Annotated in this window: 24 protein-coding genes; 7 read left to right on the top strand and 17 right to left on the bottom strand. The window is 58.9% G+C overall.

The features are described from left to right. Nucleotides 1–2: 2 nt before the first annotated feature. From JJ917_08785 to iolD, 5 genes are all read right to left on the bottom strand, one after another. Nucleotides 3–845 carry a class II fructose-bisphosphate aldolase gene (locus tag JJ917_08785; GenBank protein MBO6698912.1) on the bottom strand — a complete coding sequence of 281 codons (843 nt, stop codon included), beginning with the start codon at nucleotides 843–845 and terminating at the stop codon, nucleotides 3–5. Nucleotides 846–855: 10 nt separating this feature from the next. Continuing rightward, the gene (locus JJ917_08790) at nucleotides 856–1,698 is read right to left on the bottom strand and encodes a 5-deoxy-glucuronate isomerase (protein ID MBO6698913.1); all 843 of its coding nucleotides are present in this window, start codon (nucleotides 1,696–1,698) and stop codon (nucleotides 856–858) included. 30 nt (nucleotides 1,699–1,728) lie between these two features. Next, nucleotides 1,729–2,664 carry a permease gene (locus JJ917_08795; GenBank protein MBO6698914.1) on the bottom strand — a complete coding sequence of 312 codons (936 nt, stop codon included), beginning with the start codon at nucleotides 2,662–2,664 and terminating at the stop codon, nucleotides 1,729–1,731. 66 nt (nucleotides 2,665–2,730) lie between these two features. Further along, nucleotides 2,731–3,570 carry a phytanoyl-CoA dioxygenase family protein gene (locus JJ917_08800; GenBank protein MBO6698915.1) on the bottom strand — a complete coding sequence of 280 codons (840 nt, stop codon included), beginning with the start codon at nucleotides 3,568–3,570 and terminating at the stop codon, nucleotides 2,731–2,733. Beyond that, on the bottom strand, nucleotides 3,570–5,465 hold the full coding sequence (gene iolD / locus JJ917_08805) for a 3D-(3,5/4)-trihydroxycyclohexane-1,2-dione acylhydrolase (decyclizing) (protein MBO6698916.1): 1,896 nt from the start codon (nucleotides 5,463–5,465) through the stop codon (nucleotides 3,570–3,572). Before iolD ends, JJ917_08800 begins: the two co-directional genes overlap by 1 nt. A gap of 176 nt (nucleotides 5,466–5,641) precedes the next feature. Between iolD and JJ917_08810 the strand changes: the two genes are divergently transcribed. Genes JJ917_08810 through JJ917_08820 form a run of 3 tightly spaced genes read left to right on the top strand, consistent with a single transcriptional unit; the run spans nucleotide 5,642 to nucleotide 8,839 of the window. Next, nucleotides 5,642–6,766 (top strand): Gfo/Idh/MocA family oxidoreductase, encoded by a 1,125-nt coding sequence (locus tag JJ917_08810; GenBank protein MBO6698917.1) that lies wholly within the window; start codon nucleotides 5,642–5,644, stop codon nucleotides 6,764–6,766. 10 nt (nucleotides 6,767–6,776) lie between these two features. Further along, a complete protein-coding gene (locus tag JJ917_08815) occupies nucleotides 6,777–7,670 on the top strand; it encodes a TIM barrel protein (protein MBO6698918.1) in 894 nt (297 codons plus the stop codon). Nucleotides 7,671–7,681: 11 nt separating this feature from the next. Further along, on the top strand, nucleotides 7,682–8,839 hold the full coding sequence (locus JJ917_08820; protein MBO6698919.1) for a Gfo/Idh/MocA family oxidoreductase: 1,158 nt from the start codon (nucleotides 7,682–7,684) through the stop codon (nucleotides 8,837–8,839). Nucleotides 8,840–8,845: 6 nt separating this feature from the next. Here JJ917_08820 and JJ917_08825 read toward each other — a convergent pair whose 3' ends face one another. Together JJ917_08825 and JJ917_08830 are read right to left on the bottom strand one after the other, a co-directional pair. Then, nucleotides 8,846–9,559 carry a DNA helicase gene (locus tag JJ917_08825; protein MBO6698920.1) on the bottom strand — a complete coding sequence of 238 codons (714 nt, stop codon included), beginning with the start codon at nucleotides 9,557–9,559 and terminating at the stop codon, nucleotides 8,846–8,848. Nucleotides 9,560–9,736: 177 nt separating this feature from the next. Then, nucleotides 9,737–10,744, bottom strand: coding sequence for a LacI family DNA-binding transcriptional regulator (locus tag JJ917_08830; protein ID MBO6698921.1), 1,008 nt, complete (start codon nucleotides 10,742–10,744; stop codon nucleotides 9,737–9,739). Nucleotides 10,745–10,951: 207 nt separating this feature from the next. Here JJ917_08830 and JJ917_08835 point away from each other — a divergent pair, with 207 nt between their 5' ends. From JJ917_08835 to JJ917_08845, 3 genes are all read left to right on the top strand, one after another. Beyond that, nucleotides 10,952–11,902 carry a sugar ABC transporter substrate-binding protein gene (locus tag JJ917_08835; protein MBO6698922.1) on the top strand — a complete coding sequence of 317 codons (951 nt, stop codon included), beginning with the start codon at nucleotides 10,952–10,954 and terminating at the stop codon, nucleotides 11,900–11,902. 137 nt (nucleotides 11,903–12,039) lie between these two features. Beyond that, a complete protein-coding gene (locus tag JJ917_08840) occupies nucleotides 12,040–13,167 on the top strand; it encodes an ABC transporter permease (GenBank protein ID MBO6698923.1) in 1,128 nt (375 codons plus the stop codon). Nucleotide 13,168: 1 nt separating this feature from the next. After that, nucleotides 13,169–13,963, top strand: a complete 795-nt coding sequence (locus JJ917_08845) for a sugar ABC transporter ATP-binding protein (protein ID MBO6698924.1) — start codon at nucleotides 13,169–13,171, stop codon at nucleotides 13,961–13,963. A 37-nt stretch (nucleotides 13,964–14,000) separates the two neighbouring features. Here the strand turns inward: JJ917_08845 and JJ917_08850 are convergent, their stop codons facing one another. The 6 genes from JJ917_08850 to JJ917_08875 all read right to left on the bottom strand — a co-directional run bounded on the left by JJ917_08850 (nucleotide 14,001) and on the right by JJ917_08875 (nucleotide 19,451). After that, complete coding sequence (locus tag JJ917_08850) at nucleotides 14,001–14,660, bottom strand: DUF2848 domain-containing protein (GenBank protein ID MBO6698925.1); 660 nt, start codon at nucleotides 14,658–14,660, stop codon at nucleotides 14,001–14,003. Between the two features lie 8 nt (nucleotides 14,661–14,668). Then, nucleotides 14,669–15,949, bottom strand: a complete 1,281-nt coding sequence (locus tag JJ917_08855) for a TRAP transporter large permease (protein MBO6698926.1) — start codon at nucleotides 15,947–15,949, stop codon at nucleotides 14,669–14,671. Next, nucleotides 15,946–16,491: a TRAP transporter small permease gene (locus tag JJ917_08860; protein ID MBO6698927.1), complete on the bottom strand. Its 546-nt coding sequence runs from the start codon at nucleotides 16,489–16,491 to the stop codon at nucleotides 15,946–15,948. Before JJ917_08860 ends, JJ917_08855 begins: the two co-directional genes overlap by 4 nt. 60 nt (nucleotides 16,492–16,551) lie before the next feature. Continuing rightward, complete coding sequence (locus JJ917_08865; protein MBO6698928.1) at nucleotides 16,552–17,601, bottom strand: TRAP transporter substrate-binding protein; 1,050 nt, start codon at nucleotides 17,599–17,601, stop codon at nucleotides 16,552–16,554. A gap of 48 nt (nucleotides 17,602–17,649) precedes the next feature. Then, nucleotides 17,650–18,465, bottom strand: coding sequence for a putative hydro-lyase (locus JJ917_08870; GenBank protein MBO6698929.1), 816 nt, complete (start codon nucleotides 18,463–18,465; stop codon nucleotides 17,650–17,652). A 119-nt stretch (nucleotides 18,466–18,584) separates the two neighbouring features. Next, nucleotides 18,585–19,451, bottom strand: coding sequence for a LysR family transcriptional regulator (locus JJ917_08875; GenBank protein ID MBO6698930.1), 867 nt, complete (start codon nucleotides 19,449–19,451; stop codon nucleotides 18,585–18,587). Between the two features lie 78 nt (nucleotides 19,452–19,529). On the opposite strand from JJ917_08875, the gene JJ917_08880 reads away from it, so the two are divergent. Beyond that, on the top strand, nucleotides 19,530–20,093 hold the full coding sequence (locus JJ917_08880) for a molybdenum cofactor guanylyltransferase (protein ID MBO6698931.1): 564 nt from the start codon (nucleotides 19,530–19,532) through the stop codon (nucleotides 20,091–20,093). Here JJ917_08880 and JJ917_08885 read toward each other — a convergent pair. The 4 genes from JJ917_08885 to JJ917_08900 all read right to left on the bottom strand — a co-directional run bounded on the left by JJ917_08885 (nucleotide 20,090) and on the right by JJ917_08900 (nucleotide 24,366). Then, complete coding sequence (locus JJ917_08885; protein ID MBO6698932.1) at nucleotides 20,090–21,220, bottom strand: ribulose 1,5-bisphosphate carboxylase; 1,131 nt, start codon at nucleotides 21,218–21,220, stop codon at nucleotides 20,090–20,092. The two genes, JJ917_08880 and JJ917_08885, sit on opposite strands and share 4 nt — an antisense overlap. Then, nucleotides 21,220–22,224 carry a transketolase gene (locus tag JJ917_08890; protein MBO6698933.1) on the bottom strand — a complete coding sequence of 335 codons (1,005 nt, stop codon included), beginning with the start codon at nucleotides 22,222–22,224 and terminating at the stop codon, nucleotides 21,220–21,222. The genes JJ917_08885 and JJ917_08890 overlap by 1 nt, the downstream gene beginning before the upstream one ends. A 1-nt stretch (nucleotide 22,225) precedes the next feature. Beyond that, nucleotides 22,226–23,164 (bottom strand): transketolase, encoded by a 939-nt coding sequence (locus tag JJ917_08895; GenBank protein ID MBO6698934.1) that lies wholly within the window; start codon nucleotides 23,162–23,164, stop codon nucleotides 22,226–22,228. A 149-nt stretch (nucleotides 23,165–23,313) separates the two neighbouring features. After that, nucleotides 23,314–24,366, bottom strand: coding sequence for a substrate-binding domain-containing protein (locus JJ917_08900; protein MBO6698935.1), 1,053 nt, complete (start codon nucleotides 24,364–24,366; stop codon nucleotides 23,314–23,316). Nucleotides 24,367–24,445: the final 79 nt, after the last annotated feature.

The following is a 24,445-nucleotide window of genomic DNA, read 5'->3' on the forward strand; positions in this document are numbered from 1 at the left end:
AATCAATCTCTCTGAGGTGGTGCGGAAACCGCCCTGATCACAGCGCGTGCGGCCTGCTCCACCGGGTCATGGGTTTCTTTCAAGATCTGCACGCGATCAAAGCGATCCGGATCGGCATTGACTGCCGTTCGCAGGGCCTGTCCGAAGGCCATGCGCAGCTCGGTCCCGATGTTGAACTTGCAAATCTTTGAGGTTGTCGCCAGGTGCATACGCTGCGCGACCGGCACGCCAGACCCACCATGGATCACCAGCGGCGTATCGCCCAAAGCCTCGATTGCACGGATGCGATCTTCGTCCAGTCCATCGCTGCTTTCCTGCTGAAGATGCACGTTGCCAACCGAGATCGCCATGGCATCAACACCGGCTTCACGTGCGAACTGCGCGGCTTCCTGCGGGTCGGTCCCGGCAGACGCCTCGCCGCCATCATAGCCGACAAAACCGATCTCGCCCTCGCACGAAATACCAGCGCCGTGGGCGAGCTCAGTAATCCGCGCCGTCTCTGCAATGTTGTCGGCCAGCGGTTTGCGCGAGCCGTCAAACATCAAGCTGGTGAAGCCGCTATCGAGCGCTTCCTGGCATTCCTCAAACGTGTAGCCATGGTCCAGATGCAGCACGACGGGCACAGATGCGTTTTCCGCAAGATGGCGCATCATCTTACCGAGCACCGGCAGTGGGGTGTGTTCGCGGCAACTTGGCCCGGCTTGAAGGATCACAGGCGCGTTTTCAGCTTCAGCAGCGGCCACATAGGCGCGCATATCTTCCCAGCCGAGGCAAACAAGACCGCCAACGGCATAGCCATTCTTCAAGGCAGGCTGAAGAACCTCAGCGAGGGTCGCAACCGTCATGTCAAAAGGCTCATTTAAATTTCGCCACCATATCGAGAATGCCTGGAATGGTGTGCAGCTGCGCCGCGTGGGTGGGCTGGAAATATTGGATCAGCGAGCGCTGCGAGAGGCCACCAAGAATGGTGAAATAGTACATCTCGTAGCCCGGCAGCACCGCGCAGGGGTGGTAGCCCTTGTCCAGGCAAATCGTGGATCCATCGACGATGTGGTAGGCATCGCCAGGTTCGTTATCGACACGCTGCAACATCTGAACGCCCGACCCGTAGTTCGGGCGGAAACGGAAATTGTAGGTTTCATCGTGCCGGGTTTCATCCGGCAATCTATCCGTGTCGTGCTTGTGGCTGGGGAAGCCCGACCATCCACCCTGCCCCACCGTGTAGAGCTCACTCACCAGCAGGCGGCCCACGTGGTCTTTCTGCTTTTGCCCAAGAATGTGTTTGATCTTGCGATGGGTTTTGGTGTCGTCCGAGCCGTACTGAACAAGATCCAGTTCGTCTTTGCGCACGGCAAACGGTTCAAGGGTTTCATCGAACTTGGCACCCGCGATGAACACTTCGGCTTCATCAGAAAGGCAGGTGAAACGGGCTTCTGCCGCGGTGGGCACATAGACGCCTTCTGGCTCACCATCCCAGACGTCAACGCCACGACCGCCAAGGTTTTTGGCCTCAAACCCACCGACCGACACATCGATCAAACCTGTGGCAGGCACGATGCAGGTTTCAAAACCTGGCACAGCGTAGCCAAAGCTCTCACCCTTTTTTAGCTTGACGATGTTGAAATAGTTCAGCGGAACGACCGCGTCTTCCACATCGACAATGGGTTTGTTCTTGTTGTCATAGGGCGGGATATGCATGGCATGTCCTTTCGGCCATTCGGCCTTGTTTTATGTTTCTGTTGGGCCGGGATGCTGGTGCAGAAAGGTATCGAGATCGGCGGTGGTTGGCATTGCTGGCGAGCAAGCAGGCTTCGACACCGTGACGGAGGCGCAGGCTGAGCCGCGTAAGATCGCCTCTTTCATGCCGTGACCACCGGCGAGCGACGCCATGAAGCCAGCCATAAAGCTGTCGCCAGCCCCTTCGGGCTTCAGTGCGTCCACGGGATAAATGCCCGTGCGCACCTCACTGATGCTGCCTTCGCCACCGGCAAAGGTGATCGCGCCTTTTTCGCCCATCTTGTAGACGGTGATGGCCGCGCTCTTCTCGGCAAGCTCGCGCGCTTTATCGAGCCCCTTGTCATAGTCGCCAGCCATAAAGCCGAACTCGACATCATTGCCTACGATCACATCCGACGACGCACCGGCACGTGACAGCACCTCTGAGGCCACCTCGCGTGAGGGCCAAGAATAGGGCCGGTAGTCAACATCGAAGATGATGGGCAAACCAGCCTGCTTGGCCAGTTCAAAGGCGCGGAAGGTGGCGGATCTGGAAGGCTCAGCGGCAAACACGGTGCCCGCTGTGATCAGCGCGCCATAAGCACTGTAATCGACTGCTTCAACATCAACGTTGGAAAGCGCAAAGTCTGCGGCGCCATTGCGATAGATGACCGTTTGGTGGTCCTCAATGGTGCTTTCATAGACAGCCAAGGATGAGCGATGCTCACCGCCAACGGGCTGCACATACTGGGTGCCAACGCCATAGTGTTTGAGTTGATTGGTGCAGTAGCGGCCAATAGAATCATCGGACACGCGAGTCACCAGATCAGCTTGGCCGCCAAGCTTGACGATACCCGCTGCGATGTTGGCCGAAGAGCCGCCCATGGCAACGATGGCTGTCTGCATGTCTTCGGTGCGGGTGCCTGGCGGATCGGCCACAACGTCCATGCCAACCCGCCCAACAATGATGAAGCGGTTTTTGGCAATGCCTGCGAGAACGGTTTCCAAGCTCACTTAAGCGCGACCTTCCGTGTTGCCCGCTTTGGCCGCATCCAGCACTTCAGGATAGGGGTAGTTGAAGCCAAGAAGCTGGCGCATATCCGGGCTCGCCTCGTCGACGAAACTTTGCGGCAGAGCGGCTGGCATATCTTCCATCGGCTTCACAAATTTCGGCAGATACTGGATCAGCACCGCGTTGCGATCATGGTCAGCCTTGTTGGGCATCGCGCAGTGCCAGGTGACGCCATAAAACAGCGCCACATCACCTGGCTCGCCCTCCATTTGAGCGCACCGCTCGAAAAACTTATCGCTTTCTTGCGGGTAGCGAAGCTCGCGCTGTGAACCAGGCACATAGGCCGTGGCACCGCTTTGCTTGGTGAATGGGTCTAGGATCACCGAGACCTGCGCATTCATCGGGAACGAGCCGTTGAGGCCAACGGGGTGCGTTTCTGGCGCATGGAAATCCCAGTAGGGATAATCCACGTGCGGCTCCTGACCCGGCCCACCAGGAAGCAAGCGGTTGGCGGCGATGGAGCCCATGATGAACTCGCTGCCCAGGAACTTACGCAGAATCTGCATCAGCACCGGGTGCGTGGCCATTTGCGAAAACACCTCGCCCTTGGCCAGCAGGTTCCACACACGCCGTTGCAGGCTAATCGTGCCTTCAGCTTCCGCCGCCCCTTGAAAATGAGTGACCTTTTCGGAAGCCTGCTCAGAGTGCTGCATGATGATGGCGCGCGCTTCGGCGATCTGCTCAGGGGTAAAAAGCCCAGAAAGCAGCACCACGCCCTCGCCGTTCAACAGCTCTTGAACGATCTCATCTGTATCAACGGTATCGGGCGTATAGTGCTTCATCAGACACCTTTCCGTTGGCGGCTGCGCGCGCTTTCCACTTCGGCATTGGCCGCGCGCACTTTTGGCTTGTTGGAGACGAACGGCGTACCAACCTCCCACCAGGTGTGGCCCTCTTTGGTCCAGCCCTCATAGGCATCGACATTCATGACGATAACGCTGGTGGAGTTGGCGGCTTTGGCGCGCTTGAAGGCTTCGCCAAGCTCGGTGGGGTTTTCCACGCGCTCGACCAATGCGCCCATCGAGGCGGCGTGGGCGGCGAAGTCGACATTGAAGGGTTCAGGCACAGTTGGGCAGTCGGCGATGAGGTTGTTGAAACTCTCCTGGCCCATATTGTTTTGCAGCTTGTTGATGACGGCAAAGCCGCCATTGTCGAGCACCAGAAGGATGAGTTTTTTGCCGGTGAGCACCGAAGAGTAGATGTCGGAATTCATCAGCAAGTAAGAGCCATCACCGACAAAAACGATGGTTTCTGCGTCCGGCTCGTTTTCGCTTTGAGCGATGCGTGCGCCCCAGCCACCGGCGATTTCATAGCCCATGCAGGAGAAGCCGAACTCCACGTCCACCGTGCCGATGTCGAGCGTGCGCCAATTGGCGGCCACTTCTGCAGGCAAACCACCGGCTGCTGTTACCACGCGGTCGCGCGGGTCACAGAGCGCGTTTACGACGCCGATGGCTTGGGCATAGGAATTGGGGCGGTTGGAGCCATCGGACGCCGTGGCGCTGACATTGTCAGCGACATACGCATCCCATCTGGCACGCTCGGCTTTGGCGCTGTCTGTCCATGATGTCGGCGCCGTGTAGCCACTGATCGCCTCGTCGAGAGCTTTGATGCCAAGCTTGGCGTCACCGAACACGGGCAGCGAGCGGTGCTTGCCGGCATCATGGCGCGCGGCGTTGAGGCCGATGATCTGCGCGTCGAGCGCGAAAGCCGTCCACGAACCGGTGGTGAAATCCTGCAAGCGGCAGCCGACCGAAAGGATCACATCGGCTTGTTCGGCAATTGTGTTAGCACTGTTGGAGCCTGTCACGCCGACCGGGCCGATGTTCAGCGGGTGGGTCGCCAGAAGGTTGGCACGCCCAGCAATGCTTTCGATTACCGGAATGTTGTGGGTTTCGGCGAAGGCGGTCAGCTCAGTGACAGCGCGAGAGTATTGCACACCACCACCCGCGAGGATCACCGGGCGCTGTGCTGATTTCAGAGCGGCAGCGGCATCGGCAATCTCGGCGGCATCGGCCGCCTGGCGGCGGATGCGATGGGTCTTATCTTCGAAGAACTCCACCGGATAGTCGTACGTCCAGCCTTGCACATCCTGCGGCAGGCCGAGAAACGCCGGACCGCAATCAGCGGGGTCGAGCATGGTGGCGAGGGCCGCCGGTAGGCTTTGGAGTATCTGGGCGGGATGGGTGATGCGGTCCCAATAGCGGCTGACAGCCTTGAAGGCATCGTTGAGGCCAAGCGCTGGGTTGCCATAATGCTCCAACTGCTGGAGCACCGGGTCCGGCAAGCGGGTCAGGAACGTGTCGCCGCAGAGCATCAGCATCGGCAGGCGGTTGGCATGGGCAAGCGCAGCGGCTGTCAAAAGGTTCGCCGTGCCGGGACCAGCCGACGCAGTGCAAAACATAAAGCGCTGGCGCAGATGATATTTGGCGTAAGCTGCCGCAGCAAAGCCCATCGACTGTTCGTTCTGCCCGCGATAGAGCGGCAAAATATCCTGCACATCGTAGAGCGCCTCGCCCAGGCATGGCACATTACCGTGGCCGAAAATGCCAAAGCCGCCGCCGCAGATACGCGTGCGATTTCCATCGATCTCCATGAACTGCGCCGTCAAATAGCGCACGATAGCCTGCGCCACCGTCAGCTTAACGGTATCACCCACGCTGAAACCTTGGGACATCGGGTCCATCCCCTGTGATCAACATATTTGTTTTTGGCGGACCGGACACCAGGCGAAACTTGCCCATTGACCAAAACGCGATGTGAGGATACCGCTTTTGCAACCGGTTGCAATATCTTTTCACGGGCAACCAACAAAAACAGGTCCGAAGCAACGGATTTCCGAGGGAACGCGCCATGCAAATCAGCCAGGAGATTGGCCGAGACATAGGTATCGGCATTGTCGGTGGTGGCTACATGGGCAAAGCCCATGCCGCTGCGATGAGCGCCGTGGGGGCGGTGTTTGAGACCAAACTGCGCCCTCGCTTGGAAATGATCGCCGCCTCCAGCCAGGCGTCCGCGCAGCGCTATGCCGATGCTTTTGGTTTTGCGCGCTCGGCCAAAGACTGGCGCGAGCTGGTTAACGATCCTGCCGTCGAGGCCGTGGTGATTGCCAGCCCCCAAGCGTTCCACCGTGACATCGCCGAGACTGCTTTTGCGCTGGGCAAGCCAGTGTTTTGCGAAAAGCCGCTTGGCGCCTCAATAGAAGACGCACGCGCCATGGTCGCGGCTGCTGAAACCTCTGGCCAACCCAACATGGTGGGTTTCAACTATATCCGCACACCCGCCTCGTCTTACGCCCGTCAGCTGATCGAAGAGGGTGTGATCGGTGACGTGACCTGGTTCCGCGGCGAGCACACCGAAGACTTCTTGGCCGATCCTGAGCTGCCCGCCAATTGGCGCACCGAGGATGATGCGTCCGGCACGCTGGGCGATCTGGCCCCACACATGATCAACTGCGCGCTGGCGCTACTGGGCCCCATCGAGAGCGTGATGGGTGACTTTGAAACCGTGCATGCATCGCGCGACGGGGTTGCAGTGAAGAATGATGATCACGCCCAAATGATGTGCCGCTTTGCGCGCGGTACCATGGGCCACCTATATTTCAGCCGCATCGCGACGGGCCGGAAGATGGGCTATGCCTATGAGATCCATGGCACCAAGGGTGCGATACGCTTCGATCAGGAAGATCAAAACGCGCTCTGGCTTTACAAGGCCGAAGGGCCGGAGGCGCAGCGCGGCTTCACCAAAATCCTATCCGGTCCGGCCCATCCCAACTATCTGGCATTCTGCCAAGGTCCAGGGCACGGCACGGGCTATCAGGACCAGATTATCATTGAAGCGCGGGATTTTTTGACCGCCATTGAAACCGGTGAACCGGTCTGGCCCACTTTCAAGGATGGACTGGCGGTGAGCGAAGTGATCGAGGCGATCCGCGCCTCCAAAGCGAACAAGACTTGGGCCCAGGTGGGCTCGGCATAGGACTATCCATATGACCATAAAAATCGGCAATGCGCCCTGCTCCTGGGGTGTGGAATTTGCAGGCGATCCACGCAACCCCGACTGGCGGTCGGTGCTGAAAGACAATGCGGAGGCGGGCTACAAAGGCATTGAGCTTGGTCCTGTTGGGTTCATGCCTGAGGACCCGCCGCAGGTGGCTGATGCGCTGGCCGAGCACGATCTGGAACTGATCGGTGGCGTTATCTTTCGCGCCTTTAATGACCCCGCCCAATGGGACGATGTGCTTGACGGATCGGTGCGCACCTGCAAGGCGCTCACGGCCCATCGCGCCAAGCATCTGGTGATCATCGACTCGATTTCACCGCGCCGCGCACCGACTGCCGGTCGTGCTGATGCCGCTGAACAGATGGATCAAGCCGAGTGGGCGACCTATCGCGACCGCATCGCTCATGTGGCCAAGATGGGGACCGAAGAGTACGGCCTAACTGTGGGCATCCACGCCCATGCAGGCGGCTTCATGGACTTTGAGCCGGAGCTGGAACGCTTGCTGGATGAGGTGAACGAGAGCATCCTCAAAATCTGCTTCGACACCGGCCATCATACTTATGCGGGTTTTGATCCGGTGGCGTTCATGAAGCGGCATATGGACCGTATCTCCTACATGCACTTCAAGGATATCGACCCGGTGGTGAAGGCCGATGTGATCGCCAAACGCACTGGCTTTTACGATGCCTGTGGGCAAGGCATTTTCTGCAAGCTTGGAGAGGGCGATGTCGACTTTCCGGCCGTGCGCCAGGTTTTGCTGGAGGCAGGCTTTGAGGGCTGGTGCACCGTTGAACAGGATATTGATCCAACGCTCGGCAACACCGACCCGCTGGCCGATGCGAAGGCCAACCGCGACTATCTCGCCTCTATCGGCTTTTAAGGACGAAACGCATGCAGAAGCTACTTTGGGGGATGGTTGGCGGCGGCGAAGGCAGCCAGATTGGCCCGGCGCACCGAATGGGCGCGATGGCGGACGGACATTTTTCGCTGGCCGCTGGGGCGCTGGACCACAATCCAGAGGCTGGACGCGCCTATGCGCAAACGCTCGGTATTGCGGCAGATCGTGCCTATGGCGACTGGCGCGAGATGCTGGCGGGCGAGCGCAACCGTGATGACCGCATTGATTTGGTGACGGTCGCGACGCCCAATTCCACCCACTATGAGATCACCAAAGCGTTCTTGGACGCTGGCTTTCACGTGCTTTGCGAAAAGCCGATGACCATGACGGTGGAAGAAGGCGAAGACATTGTGCGCACCGCGCGCGCGTCGGGCAAAATGTGCGCCGTCAACTACGCCTACAGCGCCTACCCGATGATCCGCCACATGCGCCACATGGTGGACGCTGGGGACCTCGGCGCCATCCGCACGGTGGTTGCCAATTTCAGCCATGGACATCATGCAGCAGGCGATGATGCGGACAATCCACGTGTGCGCTGGCGCTATGATCCGGCGCAGGCTGGCGTCTCCGGGCAGATGGCCGATTGCGGCATCCACGCGCTGCATCTGGCGAGCTTCATCACCGGGGATGAAGTTGAAAAACTGTCCGCTGATTTCGCCTCGACTGTCTCAGGCCGCGTGCTGGAAGATGATGCGATGGTGAGCTTTCGTACCGCCAAAGGCACGGTCGGGCGGTTGTGGACATCCACGATTGCGCTGGGTCGCCAGCATGGCCTCGATATTCAGATCTTTGGTGAAAAAGGCGGTTTACGCTGGGCTTCGGAGCAGCCGAACCAGGTTTATTGGAGCCCGCTGGGTGGCCGCACCGAGATCATCGAGAAAGGCGAAGCGGGCATTTCCGATATGGCCGCGCGCCTATCCCGTGTGCCCATTGCCCACCCTGAAGGTTTCCCACTGGCCGTGGCCAACATTTATGTTGATCTGGCAGCAGCCATTCAGGCCCAGAAATCGGGTGAAGCCCTTGATCCAGTGGCCAACCATTTCCCGAAAGCTGAGGACGGTTTGCGCTCCATGGCGGCGGTCTACGCCAGTGTGGAGTCGGCCAAGCAGAACGGCGCCTGGGTGGATGCCCGCCCGCCTATATTTCGGTAGCGACTCCTACGCCGCCTGATCCAATTGGATTTTTCCGTTGTGCAGGAAAAAGAACTTATCAAAGACCGAAAGATCAAGCGGGTTCGGTAGCCGGATATCAGATGTTTCCGGCATAGCTTTGCCTGCTAAATCGAACGAACGGTCGATTTGAGAAATCACAACACAGATGACCTTTTCTGCAGCGGCATAGCTTTGGAGCATCATCATTTGATCTTCAAGGCTTGGGTTGGTGCGCTTCTGATCAAGCAGTTGAAGGTAGTCAATAACGGCCAGTGCAGGCTCTTTGTTGGAGGACAGGCGACCAATGACGTGTTCTGCGGACACATCATCCGAGGTATCAACCGTGGGCAACGCGTTTGCGGGCGTGGGATTGGTGCCGATCGCTGAAAGCTGGTCCGCAACATCGCGCTCATGATAATCGAGCGTGAAGAAGTAGCCTTTTCGACCCAGTTTATGGGCGTTCGATGCCAGCTCAAGTCCAAGACGTGTTTTTCCGTGGCCAGGCCTTGCACCCAGTAGCACCAGGTCGCCTGGATCGAGTTGCGACACGATTTTTTCGACAGGGCTTTGACCAGACGCCGATGATGAGAGGTGGCTCCAAGTCTGGAACCCTTCGTCAATGGCAATGCGATCCAAGGCCTGATGCAGGGCAATATCGGACTGCCTTGCCAAGAGCTTGGCGTTGCGTTTCAGCATGTAAATGGGAGTAGATAGCTGCATGGCGTCCTCCTCTTTCGAGCCGCTTCTGCAATCCCTCCTTATGCCAGCGCTCGAACGAGACAGGTTCAAAACAAAATGCTCCGCATGAACAATGCTTCCCAGGTGGAGGGCGGAGGCCCGAGCAAGGCCGGTCGCCACTGTGCTCTAACTCGACCCAGGACTCAACATCTTTGCCGCTTACACCTTCGGTAGAGTCCCCCTTCGCACCACACGGCACGGGAAAAGCCGTGCCTCAGGATAGCGGTCGGGCTCTTCGAGCATGGAGACTACAAGCTCAATCGATGAGGACACGATCTGCGCAATCGGCTGATGGATGGTGGTGAGGTCGATGTTCTCCCATCGCGCCATTTCCATATCGTTGAGACCGATCAGGCCGATATCCTCGGGCACTTTTTTGCCTGCATGTTGAAGCGCTGATAGCGCACCGATCGTCAGCACATCGTCGCCGCAGAAGTAGGCCTGCGCCATCGCACCCTTGCTGTCGCCTTTCAAAAGGCGCTCCATCTCGTCACGCCCGGCATCGAAGGAATAGGCCTTGGCAAAGCTATAGCGCAGTTTGATGCCGGCATGCTTGGCAAGCTCGGTCGTGAAGCCGGTGTAGCGATCCTGAGTCGAGGTGGCTGACTCTGGCCCACCCAAAAAACCCACATCTGTGTAGCCGCAGGCAAGAAGCTCGCGCGCCGCCATGCGACCGCATTCCACATTGTCGATGCCGACCACATGAACTTTTGGGCTTGTCGTGTGTCGTCCGAAGGAATGCACCACAGGAATGCCAGCCTTTTTGAAAGCGTTCGCAAAATCCGGACTAAGCGTTGAGGACGCCACGATGACGCCATCAACGGAGTACTGACGCACCATGCGCACCGATTTTTCAGGCTCGGTTTCATCGGTCAGATTGACCAGCAACGGTCGTAGGCCACGATCCTGCAGACCGCGGGTGAAGAGATCGAAGACCTCCAAAAAGATCGGGTTGTGGAAGTTGTTGGAGATCAGGCCGATCAGTTTGGTGCGACCTGTCGTAAGGCTGGAGGCCAAGGCGTTTGGGTGATAGCCGAGTTCGCGCGCCGCCCGCTCCACCTTCTGGCGCATCTTTGCCGAGACCGATGCGCCATCGGTAAAGGTGCGCGAGACCGCAGAGCGCGATACGCCGGCTTTCAGCGCAACATCTTTAAGCGTGACATTCATACCAATTGAGCGCCCGGCCGTATTTTGCCTTGCGCGTTCCTTCCAGCTCCCATGACCCAAAGGATTGAACTACCACCAGAAAGAATGGCTTTATAGCTTCAATTTTGCAACCGGTTGCAAATAGCGCTGCACTGTGCTTTGCTTCACGCTGAAGGGGATCAAACCCCCTCAAAGGAACCAAAACCAAAGTTGTCTGGGAGGACAATCATGAAGTCGCTTCTCGCGAAACTCGCCATTGCAACGGCCGTCATCGCCGCGCCGATGATGACCGCAACCACCGCGTCCGCCGAGGGCGAACGCTATGTGCTTGTCAGCCACGCTCCTGATTCAGATAGCTGGTGGAACACCATCAAAAACGGCATCGCGCTTGCCGGCGAGCAGATGGGCGTTGAAGTCGAGTACCGCAATCCGCCAACCGGCGATATCGCCGACATGGCACGCATCATTGAACAGGCGGCTGCCTCGGGTCCCAATGGCATCATCACCACGCTTGCAGATTATGACGTGCTGCGTGGACCGATTACCGACGCCGTCGATCAAGGCATCAACGTCATCATCATGAACACCGGCACGCCGGATCAGGCCCGCGAAGTGGGCGCCCTGATGTATGTGGGTCAGCCAGAGTATGATGCAGGTTTTGCCGCCGGTCAGCGCGCTGCTGGCGAAGGCGTGACAAGCTTCCTCTGTGTCAACCATGCGATCCAGCAGCCAACCGTCGGTGAACGTTGCCGTGGTTATGCCGATGGCCTGGGCGTTGATCTTGGCAACTCCATGATGGATTCCGGTACCGATCCGGCTGAAATCAAGAACAAGGTTCTGGCCTATCTCTCCGCCAACCCAGAAACCGATGGCATTCTGACCCTCGGCCCAGTGTCGGCCAACCCAACCATCCAGGCTCTGCAAGAAAATGGCATGGCTGGCGACATCCACTTCGGCACGTTCGATCTGGGCGATGAAATCGTTCAGGCGATCAAAGACGGGATCATCGAATGGGGCATCGATCAACAACCCTTCCTGCAGGCCTATCTGCCTGTCGTGGTTCTGGCCAACTATGATCGCTACGGCGTGCTGCCAGGCAACAACATCAACTCCGGCCCAGGCTTTGTGACAGCCGATGGCCTTGAATTGGTGGAAGAATTCGCTGGCGAATATCGCTAAGCGGCCTCCCGGAAAAGGCGCCCCAATGCGGGGCGCCTTTTTTCTTCCTGGGCCATTGATGGCCAGTACATCGTGGGCGGCAGTCCCCTTTCTTGCTGACCGACCTTGAGACATCCAAGACAGACAGGTCACACACAATGTCTGAGACAGCTTCAACCACTCCCGCTGACAGCGACGAGCGCGTCAAAGAGATATCCCGCTTTCGGCAGGCTCTGATCCGTCCGGAACTGGGCGGCATCGTCGGCACCATCGCCGTCTTCACCTTTTTTCTGCTGTTCGCCTTTGACAGCGGCATGTTCGCCGCGCAGGGCGTCATCAACTGGTCGGTCGTCTCGGCTCAGTTCATGATCATCGCCGTGGGCGCTTGTCTTCTGATGATCGCTGGCGAATTCGATCTGTCCGTCGGTTCGATGATCGGCTTTGCCGGCATGATGACGGCGATCTTTTCGGTCACCATGGGCTGGCCCGTGTGGGCGGCGATCCTCATTACATTTGCCATGTGCCTAACTATCGGTGCGCTCAACGGCTTCATCGTCATTCGCACCGGCTTGCCGAGCTTCATTGTGACGCTCGCCTTCTTGTTCATTCTGCGCGGCTTCACGATCTTCCTGCCGCAAACGGTGGAAAACAAAACCATCATTGGCGGGATCCGCGAGGCTGCAGAAGGCGATTGGCTGGCCCCCATTTTTGGCGGCAAAGTTGGCGAGTGGTTCTTTGTGTGGATGGGCAACAATGGGCTGATCGATACCTTTGAACGCGGCACGCGCGAAGGTCAGCCTGTGGTCGACGGCATTCCGATGCTGGTCGTTTGGGCCATTGGCCTGGTGATCTTCGGCCATGTGCTTTTGACAAAGACACGCTTCGGCAATTGGATTTTTGCCGCTGGTGGCGATGCGGAATCGGCGCGCAATTCTGGTGTCCCGGTCAATCGCGTGAAAATTTTGATGTTCATGTTCACTGCCTTCTGCGCCACGGTTTTTGCCATGTGCCAGATCTTTGAATTCGGCTCAGCCGGTGCGGACCGCGGTCTGCTCAAAGAGTTCGAGGCCATCATTGCGGTGGTGATCGGCGGCGCACTGCTCACCGGCGGGTACGGCTCGGTGATCGGCGCTGCGCTCGGCGCGCTCATTTTCGGTGTCGTCCAGCAAGGGCTGTTCTTTGCCGGGGTTGAAAGCTCGCTGTTCCGGGTTTTCTTGGGCATCATTCTGCTCGGCGCGGTGGTTTTGAACACCTACATCCGACGCATGATCACGGGAGAACGTTGATATGAACACCCGTACAACCCATGCACCCATCGTTCAGATGAAGAACATTGAGAAGCATTTCGGCTCGGTGATCGCGTTGGCCGGAGTCTCGGTGGATGTCTATCCCGGCGAGTGCCACTGCCTCTTGGGCGACAATGGCGCCGGCAAATCGACCTTCATCAAAACGATGTCCGGCGTGCATAAACCGACCAAAGGCGAGATCGAATTCGAAGGCAAACCGATGCACTTCGACGATCCACGTGACGCCATGGATGCGGGGATTGCAACGGTGCACCAACACCTTGCCATGATCCCGCTAATGTCGGTCAGCCGCAATTTCTTCATGGGCAATGAGCCGGTCAAGAAAATCCTCGGCTTCAACTTCTTTGACCGGGAAAAAGCCGACGCAATCACCATGGAAGAGATGCGCAAAATGGGCATCAATCTGCGTGGTCCTGATCAAGCGGTTGGAACATTGTCGGGCGGCGAGCGCCAGACGGTGGCCATTTCGCGCGCGGTGCATTTCGGGGCGAAAGTGCTCATCCTCGATGAGCCAACCTCCGCGCTTGGTGTGCGCCAAACCTCCAACGTGCTGGCGACTATCGACAAGGTGCGCAAGCAGGATGTGGCCGTGGTGTTCATCACCCACAATGTGCGCCACGCGATGGCGGTGGGGGATCGGTTCACGGTGCTCAATCGCGGCCAAACGCTGGGCACGGCACAGCGCGGTCAGATCACGCCAGAAGAGCTGCAAGACCTGATGGCGGGCGGCCAGGAACTGGCGACGCTGGAAGGCTCGCTGGGCGGCACCGTCTAGACGGACAAGACTTGTGGCGCCGGATTTGGAACCGGCGTCACGCCACAACAGGCAGTGTGCTTACCGCATAGTCTGCACTGATTGAGCGCCCGGCCTGCGGGTCGCGAAGCTCCATTGAAAATTTGGCTGAAGGGCGCACGCCGCCGATGGCACCCAGCGTGCCACACAGCATGGCCTCGCCCTCGCCGAGCGGATGGCGTTCGAGCAGTTCCTCCAGCGGGCGAATGCCAGCCAGTGTTCCCTCCTGATAGGTTACCTGCCGACCGTTCTCCTCAATTGTGGAGGAAAGCTCCAGCGTGTCCAGTCGGTCTTTCACATCTGCATAGCGCCATAGCGCGCTGGCCACAGGCTTTCCGCATAGCTGTTTGGAATGAGCAATCGACGTGGTCTCAAATGCCCGGTCGGTGTGGTCGGACCCAAGACCCAGCCAAAGCTCTCCGTCGGCACGCAGTAGGAACGGTTCCACCTCACCGGAGCTTTCTGTGCCGATCACCGTCACCTCTTCGGTTTGGCAGAGCAGGCTTGGTGAAAGCTGGTAGAACAAGGGCACCTGAGACGGAGGAGCAACGCCCAGTTCGGCAAGCTCATCAATATGGTGGCGGACTGCTGCCTCATCTCTTCCGGTGAAACCCGCCGTTGCCAAGGCTGTCGGCGCGACCGTGAGCGGGCCGGCGTCGGTTGAAAAATTCAGAGGCATGGGTTTTCCTAGAGTCCGGAGGGCAGGAAGAGGGCGATCTGCGGGAACAGGATCAGCAAGCCCACCATCAACAGCATCACCAGCGCATAGGGGATGGCGCCGATCATTACATCGGTAAAAGAGCCGCTGCGCCGCGCGCCTTGCACAACAAAGAGGTTCAACCCCACTGGTGGCGTGATGAGCGCCATCTCTACCAGGATGATCATCAAGATGCCGAACCAGATTTTGTCGTATCCGAGCCCAACCACGATGGGCACGATGATGGGAATGGTGGCGACCATCAGCGACAGGGTTTCGATGAAGAACCCCAAAATGATGTACATGAGGATGATGACGAAGAGGGTCATCAATGGGGTCAAACCGAGACCCGTCATCAAGTCCTGAAGGGCGCGCCCAAGCCCAGCCGATGACAGCGCAAAATTCAACACATAGGCGCCGATCACCACCAGCATGATCATCGCGGTGATGCGAACTGCGCCGCGCAAACTGTCCACCAGCATGCGCACCGATAGGCCCTTGTTGACGGCGGCAATCAGCAGCGCGATGGCAACGCCAATGGCAGCCGCTTCGGTGGGCGTTGCCCAACCGGTGTAGATGGACCCGACAATCGCGCCAAACAGGAACAGGATCGGCAGCAGGTCAGATAAGCCCGCCATGCGTTCACCCCAACTGGAGGATCGCGATGGTCCGCCCAGTGAAGGTTTGATGGTGCAGAGTATGGCGGTGATCGCCATGAACATCAGCGCCAGCAGAAGGCCAGGGACTAAGCCTGCAAGAAACAGTTGCGGGATCGAGCTTTCGGTCAAAAACCCATAAACGATGAGGTTGATCGAGGGCGGGATCATGATGCCCAGCGTGCCACCGGCGGCGATGGCACCAGAGAAGAGCCGTGGATTGTAATTGAGTTGTTCGGCCTGAGGCATGGCAACGGTGGCCACGGTTGCGGCTGTCGCCACAGACGACCCTGATGTCGCGGAGAACAGCGTGGCGGTGCCAATGTTGGCGTGTATTAAGCCGCCAGGTAGCCACGACACCCAGCGATCAAGCGCGGTGTAGGTGCGCTCGGCCACTCCGCTGCGCACCAGAATTTCGCCAAGCAGCACAAAGAAGGGAATTGCGATCAGCGTGGCACTGTTGGACGAGGACCAGACGACCTGGCCAAGGCCGCGCATGAGGGGGAAAGGGCTGAAGAACGCATCAATGCCGAACGCCAGCACGAACAAAACAATGCCGACGGGGATGGACGCTGCCAGCAAGCCAAGCAAACCAAAGGCGATGTAGGCGATCATAGCTCTGCCCCCACGCCACCGGCGGCTTCAGCTTGCTTCAGCCTGCCACGTGCGGTGTTCCACAGGAGTGCGAGCGCCAGAACAGAGGCCGAGAAAGCGAACCAGGCCCAGCCGGACCACCAGATGGCCTGCGGAATCCAGAGCGGCGTTTCCAGTGGTGTGTTGGCGGTGGAGCCAAGGCGGAGAGAACGGGCAAGCACCGGCCAGCCCTGATAGGCGACATAAAGCGCAGTGGCTGCCAGCGTCCAAAGCGCCAAGCAGTCCATCAGTGCGCGGCCGAGCGGGCGAAGTTTCACGCGCACAAGGTCGATACGCACATGAGCAAGCTTGGTGAGTGCGTAGGCCATGGCCCAACTGGTGACACCAGCCATGACATAGCCGGAGATTTCATCTGTGCCGCCGAACGAAGCGTCGAAGCGGCGCAAGATGATATCGGCCAAAATGTACCCAGCGGTCAAAAGAAGAGCGAGCCCCGCCGCAAGAGCGAAAACATCGTTGATGTGGCGGAGGCTCAAAACAGCCCGGTCAATCAGGTGATCCATGAGAGGGGACTCAGCGGTCATTGGTTGGGTCCGGGCTGTTTGTTGGTTAGGGTCGGAACTCTAGTTCAGTGGAATGGACACACCGGTTGCTTCGCCAACGCTGGCGTTCCAGCGTTGTGCCCAATCATCGCCGGCACGTTCAGCCCAATCGGGAAGAACCTCGGTGACCAGAATATCGCGGGCGCGGGCCACATCTTCCTCGCTGGCCTCAACCAGCGCCAAGTCGCGGGCATCGCCAAGGGTGCATTCCGATGTGCCGGTAAGGCAGGCAATGTCCATGGCAAGACCATCCTGGGCCACCTCCCAGGCTGGATCTTCAAACTGCTCTTTGATGGCGGATTCCAGCGTTGCCTGATCCTCTGCGGACAGGCCGTTCCACGTGTCCATGTTGATGGCTGTGACCACTGGATCCCAGCCGCCAAGGGGGATCGCCAACAGGTGGGTGGAGACTTCCCACCAACCAGCATTGTAGCCCGAACCTGCGCCCGTGATCGCGCAATCGACGACGCCGCGTTGCAGCGCGCCAGGCACCTCGCCGAAGCCGAGTGTGATGCCTTCAGCGCCGAGCGCTTCCAGGAAAAGCGCGGTCATGCGGCCAGAAGCGCGGATTTTCTTGCCTTCAAGATCGGCCAGGCTTGCAACATCCGCGTTGCAGAACACGACCTGCGGTGGGTAAGGCGCGATGGCGAGCACATGGGCGTTGAAGGTGTCAGCGTAAATGTCAGCAACCATTGGGCGAGCCGCATCCACCATGGTGCGGGCTGAGGCCGCATCGGTAGCAATGAGAGGCACATCCAGACCTTCCAGTTCCGGGGCATCGGACACGGCGTAATCGGCCACAGTCATACCAACATCAAAGACGCCATCCCCGAGCATGCGGAACACATCACCGCCACCGATACCCATCTGGTCATGGGTGGTGAGCGCGGAGGACAGGCTGCCTTGGCTGACTTCACTCAAAACGTCGTTCCAAAACGGCGCTTCGAACTGACGGTGAAGCGGCAGTCCACTCCACGAGCCGACAACGGCCAACTCTTCGGAGATTGCCGGGGCGGCCAATAGCGTTGCGCCGAGCGTGGTGGAAAGGGTGAGGATCAGAGTGCGTTTCATCGAAAGTCTCTCCTGTTTGCATTGTTTTTTGTAGTTTTGTGATCGGTGTCAGGCCCCATCGAAGGTTCCACCAATGGCACCGTGGAACTCATCGAGATCGGTGATCAGCATGGAGCCCGGCGCGTGGGTCACGCAGATGGCGGGCTTGGCGTTGGTGATGGCAACTTGCGGCGTCACCCCGCAGGCCCAAAACACGGGCACCTCTTCCGGAAGAACGTCCAGCTGGTCGCCCCAGTTGGGGAGGTTAAGGTCGGCGATACCAAGCTCTTTGGGATCGCCAATGTGAATGGGCGCGCCATGGGCAAGGGGATAGCGCGCGGAAATGGTTATGGCGCGGTCCACGTCAGGCTCAGCGATCGGGCGCATAGAGGCGACCATCGCGCCATGGAACACGCCGCTTGGCACTGTCTGGCGATTGGTTATGAACATCGGCACAGTGCGGTCCTGCTCCACATGACGCATCGCGATACCCGCTTCCATCAAAGCCCGTTCAAAGGTGAAAGAGCAGCCGATGGCGAAAGCCACCCAGTCATCTTGCCAGAGCGTGTTCAGGTCCGTAACCGACGCGTCGAGCACGCCGTTGCGGTAGACATTGTATAGCGGCACATCGGTGCGTAGATCGATATCAGCACCCAGCGAAGGGATCGTCTGGTCACCAGGCTTGGTCATGCCGACCAAGGGGCAGGCCTGCGAGTTGGCCGCGCAGTAGCCTTCAAAAGCTTCGGCGTCAGATTGGGGTAAAATGACCAAGTTGCATTGCAAATGCCCAGCGCCCAAACCCGCTGTATGGCGCGTGTAGGCACCTTGGCGGATCACCTCACGCACCGTCTGCAACGGCTCACCTTTCAAGGCGGCATGGCTGATTGATGATGGGGTAGGCGCTTGCAGCAAAGGGGCTTCCTCTTCGTGTGCATGAAGAGTGTCCGCTTGGGTGCGATAACGTCAAATCGTGATTATTTGTAGGTATCGATAAATTATTATTATCACTTAGAGGCGACGTCGCGCGCGATCAAAGCCGCCTGGGCCGCCACGCGATCAACCGGTTCGGCAAGGTAAGAGGCGGTGAAGCGAAGCGGATTGACCGACCAGCCCGGATCAAACGGCTGGAGATCACCGCGGGCGATGCGCGCTTGGGCCAGACGGATGGGCAGAACCCCAACACCAAGCCCGGCGGTCACCATCTCAAAACAGGCGGACAACGAACTGGAGGGAAACAAGCGCACCGACGGGCCAAAGCGATCCACCAGGGCGGCATGTACTTCGCGATAAGGCCGCGTGTTGCGGGCATAGGTGATGACTGCCACGGTGCTGAGGTCGGGCGTGCCATCGCGGCAAAGATCGGGTGCTGAAAACCACCCCAGCTCAAACGAGGGCAGCTCGATATTTTCAATGCTGTATTCCGAGATTGGCCCCATCAGCAGCGCAAGGTCGATGGAGCGGTCGAGCAGTTGGTCACGCAGATTGACGGAGATATCCACCGACACCTCAATCGTCAGCGCATCGTAGCGCGCCTGCACTGCTGAGACCAAAGCGGGCAACCAGGCCTGGGCGATGGTTTCTGCCGCGCCGATACGCAGCTGACCGGTGAGTTTATCGCGCGGGGTGATCTCGGCGCGCACACGGCCCACAAGGTCCATCATCTGCCGAGCGTAGGGCGCAAAGTCGGCTCCAGATTTGGTCAGCACCAGCCCCTTGGCGCGGCGCTCAAACAGCGGTGCGCCCAAGCTTTCTTCCAGCGCTGCTAGGCGGGCCGACAAAGCTGGCTGGGTGATGTGCAACTGCTGAGCAGCGGCGCGCACCGATCCGTAGCGCACGATGAAGAGAAAGGTCTTGATCTGATCGAGCGTCACGGGGCGATCTGCTGCTCTGGCGGCTGGGAGTTTGCTATAGCACTTCGCGCGTCAGGCAAAAGCGGTTATGCCAATGCCATGCGTATTGCAGCCATCCTAACCGGCGGGAAAAGCCGCCGTATGGGCGAAGACAAAGCTCTGCTTGATCTGGGCGGTGAGCGGCTGGTGGATCGCGTTATTGCGCGGCTCGCGCCACAAGTCGATCGGGTCTGTTTGGTCGGGCCTATCGATTATGGTACCGGCCTTGCCACCGTGGCTGACGATCCAAACTTTCAAGGTCCGTTGGCTGGCATTTTTGGGATGCTGGCCTGGATGCAGGAGCATCACGCCGAGGCGGATGCTTTTCTCACGGCGCCAGTGGACACACCGCATTGTCCAAACGATCTCTACGAGAAGCTGACAGAGATGCCCGGCAGCGCCATGGCTGCGGATGCCAAGCGTATTCATCCAACCTTCGCGCATTGGCATGTGTCCGAGCTGGTCAAAGCGCGTGAAGGCGTAGATGCATCAGGATCACTGCACAGCTTGGCTGAGGCGGTGGGCGCGTGGCCGGTCGCATGGCCCTCGGGCGCGCCATTCCTGAACCTTAACACGCCTGAAGAGGCTCAATCCTTCTTAGCGTCAGAGGAAGCCGCCGGTTAGAGGCTCTTGTCGATAGCACGGTGTAGTTCGGCTAGGCCTTCGCCAATGTTGTCACCATAGCGTAGCAGATTGCCGCCGAGCAGGAACACGGCGTCTTCCCCATACATGTCATTCATGTCAGTGGCGCGCTCTACACTCATGCCTCCGCCGGGTGATGGAAAGATCCCCGGGCCCGGTGCGCTATCATCGCGGCAAGCATCGGCAATGGAGAGGCATTCCTCGGCGGTAAACCCAAAGCGCCCACCAACATTTGGAAACACCGAAATGTCCGACCCAGCGATGCGTTGCAGCGTGCCGAACATCATCGCGTGGGTAAGGCCAGTGTCTTTGGACAGAACATAAGGTCCAAGAAAACTCGGGTGGGTCATCACCGGCATGGCGAGCGTTTCATCGCGGGCGATGCGGCGCACCAGATCAAACCCAAACAGGCCCGGCATAATCAGCAGCCCATGCACGCCATGGTCTTTGGCGAAGCGCGCATTGTCCATCAGATCTTCGCTGTGCCCGGCCAGGCCTGCGAAGTAGAGTGTGGTGCGTCCTGTTTCCTGGTTGGCTTTGGCAACCGCCTCACCGATGCGCTGCACGCGTTCGCGGAACGGGGCGCAGGGCTGATCGGTCAGGCCATGATCTTCTTTCACCAGATGTGCGCCACCGACGGCGCAACGATAGGCGATGTCGGCCAGCGTTTGCGCGCTGGAGCCCTGCGGCTTCAACACCGGCGAAAGCAATGGGCCGCGTGGCGCGCCAGCCAGTTTGCGCAGGCCTGCAATGCCAAAGCGTGCGCCCGGATGGGCGTCCGCCAGTGGACCCAGATCAACGCCGATGGTTTTGACACCGGTCTGGATCGACGTGTTGCCCATGACCACGTTGAGAAGTTGCGGCAACTCGGTGCCGGTGCTTTGCGGGCTATAGCTGATGATAGCGTCAAACGCGCCCTCGCCCGATGGCGTGACCGTTTCCACCTGTCCCATAACAGTGTCTTCGACGAACCCGGCAGGCACCACATCGCGTGGTATCTCGACGGTCTGCTCTAGAGCGATACCAACCGCACGTTTCTCTGCCTGCGCTTGGCTGCTGGCAAAGACGCGATAGGTGACCTTGAACCGGCCCTCAAGAACGCCCGGCATTAGAGACCTTCGGCTTTGACGGTGGAGTGAACAGCATCGACACGCGCGGTGGTCAGATCATCCTCGGTGATGCCGAGCTCAGCGCCTAAAAGATCTTCCACACCGGCCACCAAGGCGGTGGCATCCAGGCCATAATACTTCATCAGATAGCCGCGAGAACCGCCATGGGCATAGGTGTCTTTCAGGCCCAGCCGCACCAGGCGTTTGCCAACGCCATTGTCGGCCATAATCTCGGCAAGCAGCGACCCGATGCCACCTTCGGTCACGTGGTTTTCCAGTGTGACCACACCACCTTTGACCGACTGAATATGGTCCAACATGGCTTTGGCATCGAACGGTTTGATTGTGTTCAGATGCAGATGGCGCACCGAGACGCCCTTTTCTTCCAAAGCACCGCGTGCACGCAGTGCTTCCTCGGTGCTGATGCCTGACGTGACGATCAGAACATCGTCCCCCAGCGCCAGCTCGCGCATCTTGCCGACTTCAATCGGCGTATCGAACAGGCGCGGCACGGAGCCACGCAGCACGCGACAATAGACCGGGCCGTCAATGCTATCGGCAGCCTCGCAGATCGATTCCACCTCGGTGGCATCGCCGGTTTCCAGAATCGTCATGTTGGGGATCGAACGCATCACCGAGATGTCTTCAATCGCTTGGTGGGTCATGCCACCAGGCGTCGTGACGCCGGGCAGAAAACCCATCAAGCGAACCTTGCGGCGTGGATAAGCGATAGACGCCATCAACTGATCATAGGGGCGGCGATAGAGGAACACGCCGAACGTGTGCAGGAACGGGCGGAAGCCAGCCATGCCCAAACCACCGGCAAAGGAGAGCATGTTCTGCTCAGCCATACCCAGCGAGAGAAACTTATCGGGATGCTTGTCGCGGAATTTATCAATCTCGCACGACGAGGTGAGATCTGCGGACAGGCACAGCACTTCGGGGTGCGCCATCGCATAGGCTTCAAAGGCCCGCTCATAGGGGCGACTGACCATCTCCGGCATATCAGTGCGCTCCCTGGTAATCGACAGGATCAACGCCAAGGGCGCGGGCAATGTCGTGGTTCATCTCCGCGCGCTCTTCTTCGGATTTGAAGCGCACATAGTGGAGGCGAGGAAAGCGGCGTTGCAGCGTTGGCATGCCACGGAACGGCGAGGTGTTGGCGAGGATGATCAGCGGCTTGCCTTTGTGCTTTTCCTGCACGGCATCGCGCATCTCATCGAGCTTGTGACCGTCGATGGAGACGACGACAGCGCCGAAATTTTCCATCTTGGTTTTGATGTCGCCGACTTCCATCACCGAACTCATGGCGCCGTCGCACTGTTGACGATTCACATCCATGATGGCGTAGAGATTGTCGATGCCATGATGGGCGGCGCATTGAATGGCCTCCCAGGTCTGGCCTTCCTGCACCTCACCGTCGGACATAAAGACCCAGGTTTTGCCGGTCTCTTTCTTGCGCTTGCGCGCCCAGGCAAGGCCCGCTGCGGTAGAGAAACCGATGCCCAGCGTGCCATTGTGCACCTCCATGCCGGGCGAGTGTTCTGCGCCGATCATTTCAACCGAGGATCCATCCTTGTTGAACATCTCAAGGCCTTCCGGCGCCATGCGGCCGACCTCAATCAGGGTGGCGTAAGCGACCAGCGCATAGTGGGCAGGGGCGATGAAAAGCCGATCCAGATCGCTGCGCTCTGGGCCATTGTAACCAGCGCCGGTGTGATAGGTGGGATTGTCAGCCGACGGCACACCGCCAAAGGGTTTGGGGATCATTGGCAGCGTTGGCGCACCAAGCTCCAACTGCTCATTGTAGAGCCACGACAATTGCTCAGCGGCGGAGCAGGCTTGGCTCAGATACCCACCATTGTTGCGCATCGCGTGCTCGAACACGCGACGGCGAATGCCAAGCGCAATCTCTTCGGTGGTTTTTGCGTTCCGACGGATCATGGCCATCGTCACCTTTCCTTAGGGAACTCGTTGAGCAACATTTGCATAAGTCAAATGAACTGACAATTGTCAAAATGCCGTTTGGGGCATCTTTTGACATAACAAGGGGGCCAAGTTGGCCCCCATGCAATCGCTTTGGCTGGTCAGCCTTAACGTGGCGGCAGCGGCATCCAGTCGGTCATCGCCACATCAGCGTGCTGGAACTGCGGCATGGCCGAGGAGAGATCCGCCATGTTGGAAATGTCAGCCTCATTGAGGAAATCCTGGGTGATGAGGGTCGGTGGGACGACCACCTGAGCACCCGGATCGCCACCGGCCAGCATGATGGCCAGCGCGCGCACCGACACTTCGCCAACAACAGCGGGGTTGGTGGCAACGGTTGCCTTCCACGGGCTGCCAGGTTCCCGCATGACGGCGATATCGGCGGTGGAAACGTCGGCAGAGTAGATCGAAACATCTGAGGACATGCCAGCCTCGTTCACCGCAATCACCACGCCTTTGGCGAACTCGTCATAGGGTGCAAACACCACATTGATGTTGGGGTTGGCCTGCAGCACCGAGCGCGCCTGGTTGGCGTTGGAGTTGGCGATCGGATTGTCCAAGGTGCCGAAGCGGGCAACCTCATTGATGCCTGGGTTTTCCTCACGCACTTCCTGCCAAGCAACATCACGACGATCGAGCGGCGCGATGCCGGGCACGTAGACGTAGCCTGCAGTCCACTCGGTGCCATTGTCTTCAATCGCCTGATCCAGCGCCATGCGGCCAAGCAGATAATCGGACTGCTCGATCTGCGGGATGGATTCATTTTCCACGTTAACATCGAAGGCGACAACACGAATGCCTGCATCGACGGCACGTTGGGCAGCCTCACGCATCGACTCTGTCAAACCATGCTGGATGATGATGCCGTCCACACCAAGCGCGATGGCTTGGTCGACCATGTCGGCCTGCAACGCCGCATCCTGACGGCTGTCAAAGACACGTAGATCGACGCCGAGCGCTTCGGATTGGGCCTCAACGCCTGCCAGATAGGCCTGGAAGAAATCACCGGTGGAGAGATACCGCACCAGTGCGATTTGCACGTCGCCAGCATTGTCAAACGGGGCAGGCATGTCCTGGGCGAGCGCAGCGCCGGTCATGCCGGTGGAGGCGACAAGCGCGCCGGCCACCATTTTCATGAAAGTTCGTTTTGTGCCGATCATTGGAGTTTCTCCCTTTTCAAGTTCGGTCTTTTTGCGGGTGTATGACCCGGTTCGAGCAAGCGCGCATGCGCGCTTGCTC

The organism is Hyphomicrobiales bacterium, assembly GCA_017642935.1.
Classification (GTDB): Bacteria; Pseudomonadota; Alphaproteobacteria; order Rhizobiales; family MH13; genus MH13.

What these genes read in the sequence shown, in the direction of transcription:
- JJ917_08785 (MBO6698912.1), bottom strand. Translation starts at nt 845, where the DNA reads ATGACGGTTGCGACCCTCGCTGAGGTTCTTCAGCCTGCCTTGAAGAAT.
- JJ917_08790 (MBO6698913.1), bottom strand. Translation starts at nt 1,698, where the DNA reads ATGCATATCCCGCCCTATGACAACAAGAACAAACCCATTGTCGATGTG.
- JJ917_08795 (MBO6698914.1), bottom strand. Translation starts at nt 2,664, where the DNA reads ATGGACGTTGTGGCCGATCCGCCAGGCACCCGCACCGAAGACATGCAG.
- JJ917_08800 (MBO6698915.1), bottom strand. Translation starts at nt 3,570, where the DNA reads ATGAAGCACTATACGCCCGATACCGTTGATACAGATGAGATCGTTCAA.
- iolD (MBO6698916.1), bottom strand. Translation starts at nt 5,465, where the DNA reads ATGTCCCAAGGTTTCAGCGTGGGTGATACCGTTAAGCTGACGGTGGCG.
- JJ917_08810 (MBO6698917.1), top strand. Translation starts at nt 5,642, where the DNA reads ATGCAAATCAGCCAGGAGATTGGCCGAGACATAGGTATCGGCATTGTC.
- JJ917_08815 (MBO6698918.1), top strand. Translation starts at nt 6,777, where the DNA reads ATGACCATAAAAATCGGCAATGCGCCCTGCTCCTGGGGTGTGGAATTT.
- JJ917_08820 (MBO6698919.1), top strand. Translation starts at nt 7,682, where the DNA reads ATGCAGAAGCTACTTTGGGGGATGGTTGGCGGCGGCGAAGGCAGCCAG.
- JJ917_08825 (MBO6698920.1), bottom strand. Translation starts at nt 9,559, where the DNA reads ATGCAGCTATCTACTCCCATTTACATGCTGAAACGCAACGCCAAGCTC.
- JJ917_08830 (MBO6698921.1), bottom strand. Translation starts at nt 10,744, where the DNA reads ATGAATGTCACGCTTAAAGATGTTGCGCTGAAAGCCGGCGTATCGCGC.
- JJ917_08835 (MBO6698922.1), top strand. Translation starts at nt 10,952, where the DNA reads ATGAAGTCGCTTCTCGCGAAACTCGCCATTGCAACGGCCGTCATCGCC.
- JJ917_08840 (MBO6698923.1), top strand. Translation starts at nt 12,040, where the DNA reads ATGTCTGAGACAGCTTCAACCACTCCCGCTGACAGCGACGAGCGCGTC.
- JJ917_08845 (MBO6698924.1), top strand. Translation starts at nt 13,169, where the DNA reads ATGAACACCCGTACAACCCATGCACCCATCGTTCAGATGAAGAACATT.
- JJ917_08850 (MBO6698925.1), bottom strand. Translation starts at nt 14,660, where the DNA reads ATGCCTCTGAATTTTTCAACCGACGCCGGCCCGCTCACGGTCGCGCCG.
- JJ917_08855 (MBO6698926.1), bottom strand. Translation starts at nt 15,949, where the DNA reads ATGATCGCCTACATCGCCTTTGGTTTGCTTGGCTTGCTGGCAGCGTCC.
- JJ917_08860 (MBO6698927.1), bottom strand. Translation starts at nt 16,491, where the DNA reads ATGGATCACCTGATTGACCGGGCTGTTTTGAGCCTCCGCCACATCAAC.
- JJ917_08865 (MBO6698928.1), bottom strand. Translation starts at nt 17,601, where the DNA reads ATGAAACGCACTCTGATCCTCACCCTTTCCACCACGCTCGGCGCAACG.
- JJ917_08880 (MBO6698931.1), top strand. Translation starts at nt 19,530, where the DNA reads ATGCGTATTGCAGCCATCCTAACCGGCGGGAAAAGCCGCCGTATGGGC.
- JJ917_08885 (MBO6698932.1), bottom strand. Translation starts at nt 21,220, where the DNA reads ATGCCGGGCGTTCTTGAGGGCCGGTTCAAGGTCACCTATCGCGTCTTT.
- JJ917_08890 (MBO6698933.1), bottom strand. Translation starts at nt 22,224, where the DNA reads ATGCCGGAGATGGTCAGTCGCCCCTATGAGCGGGCCTTTGAAGCCTAT.
- JJ917_08895 (MBO6698934.1), bottom strand. Translation starts at nt 23,164, where the DNA reads ATGATCCGTCGGAACGCAAAAACCACCGAAGAGATTGCGCTTGGCATT.
- JJ917_08900 (MBO6698935.1), bottom strand. Translation starts at nt 24,366, where the DNA reads ATGATCGGCACAAAACGAACTTTCATGAAAATGGTGGCCGGCGCGCTT.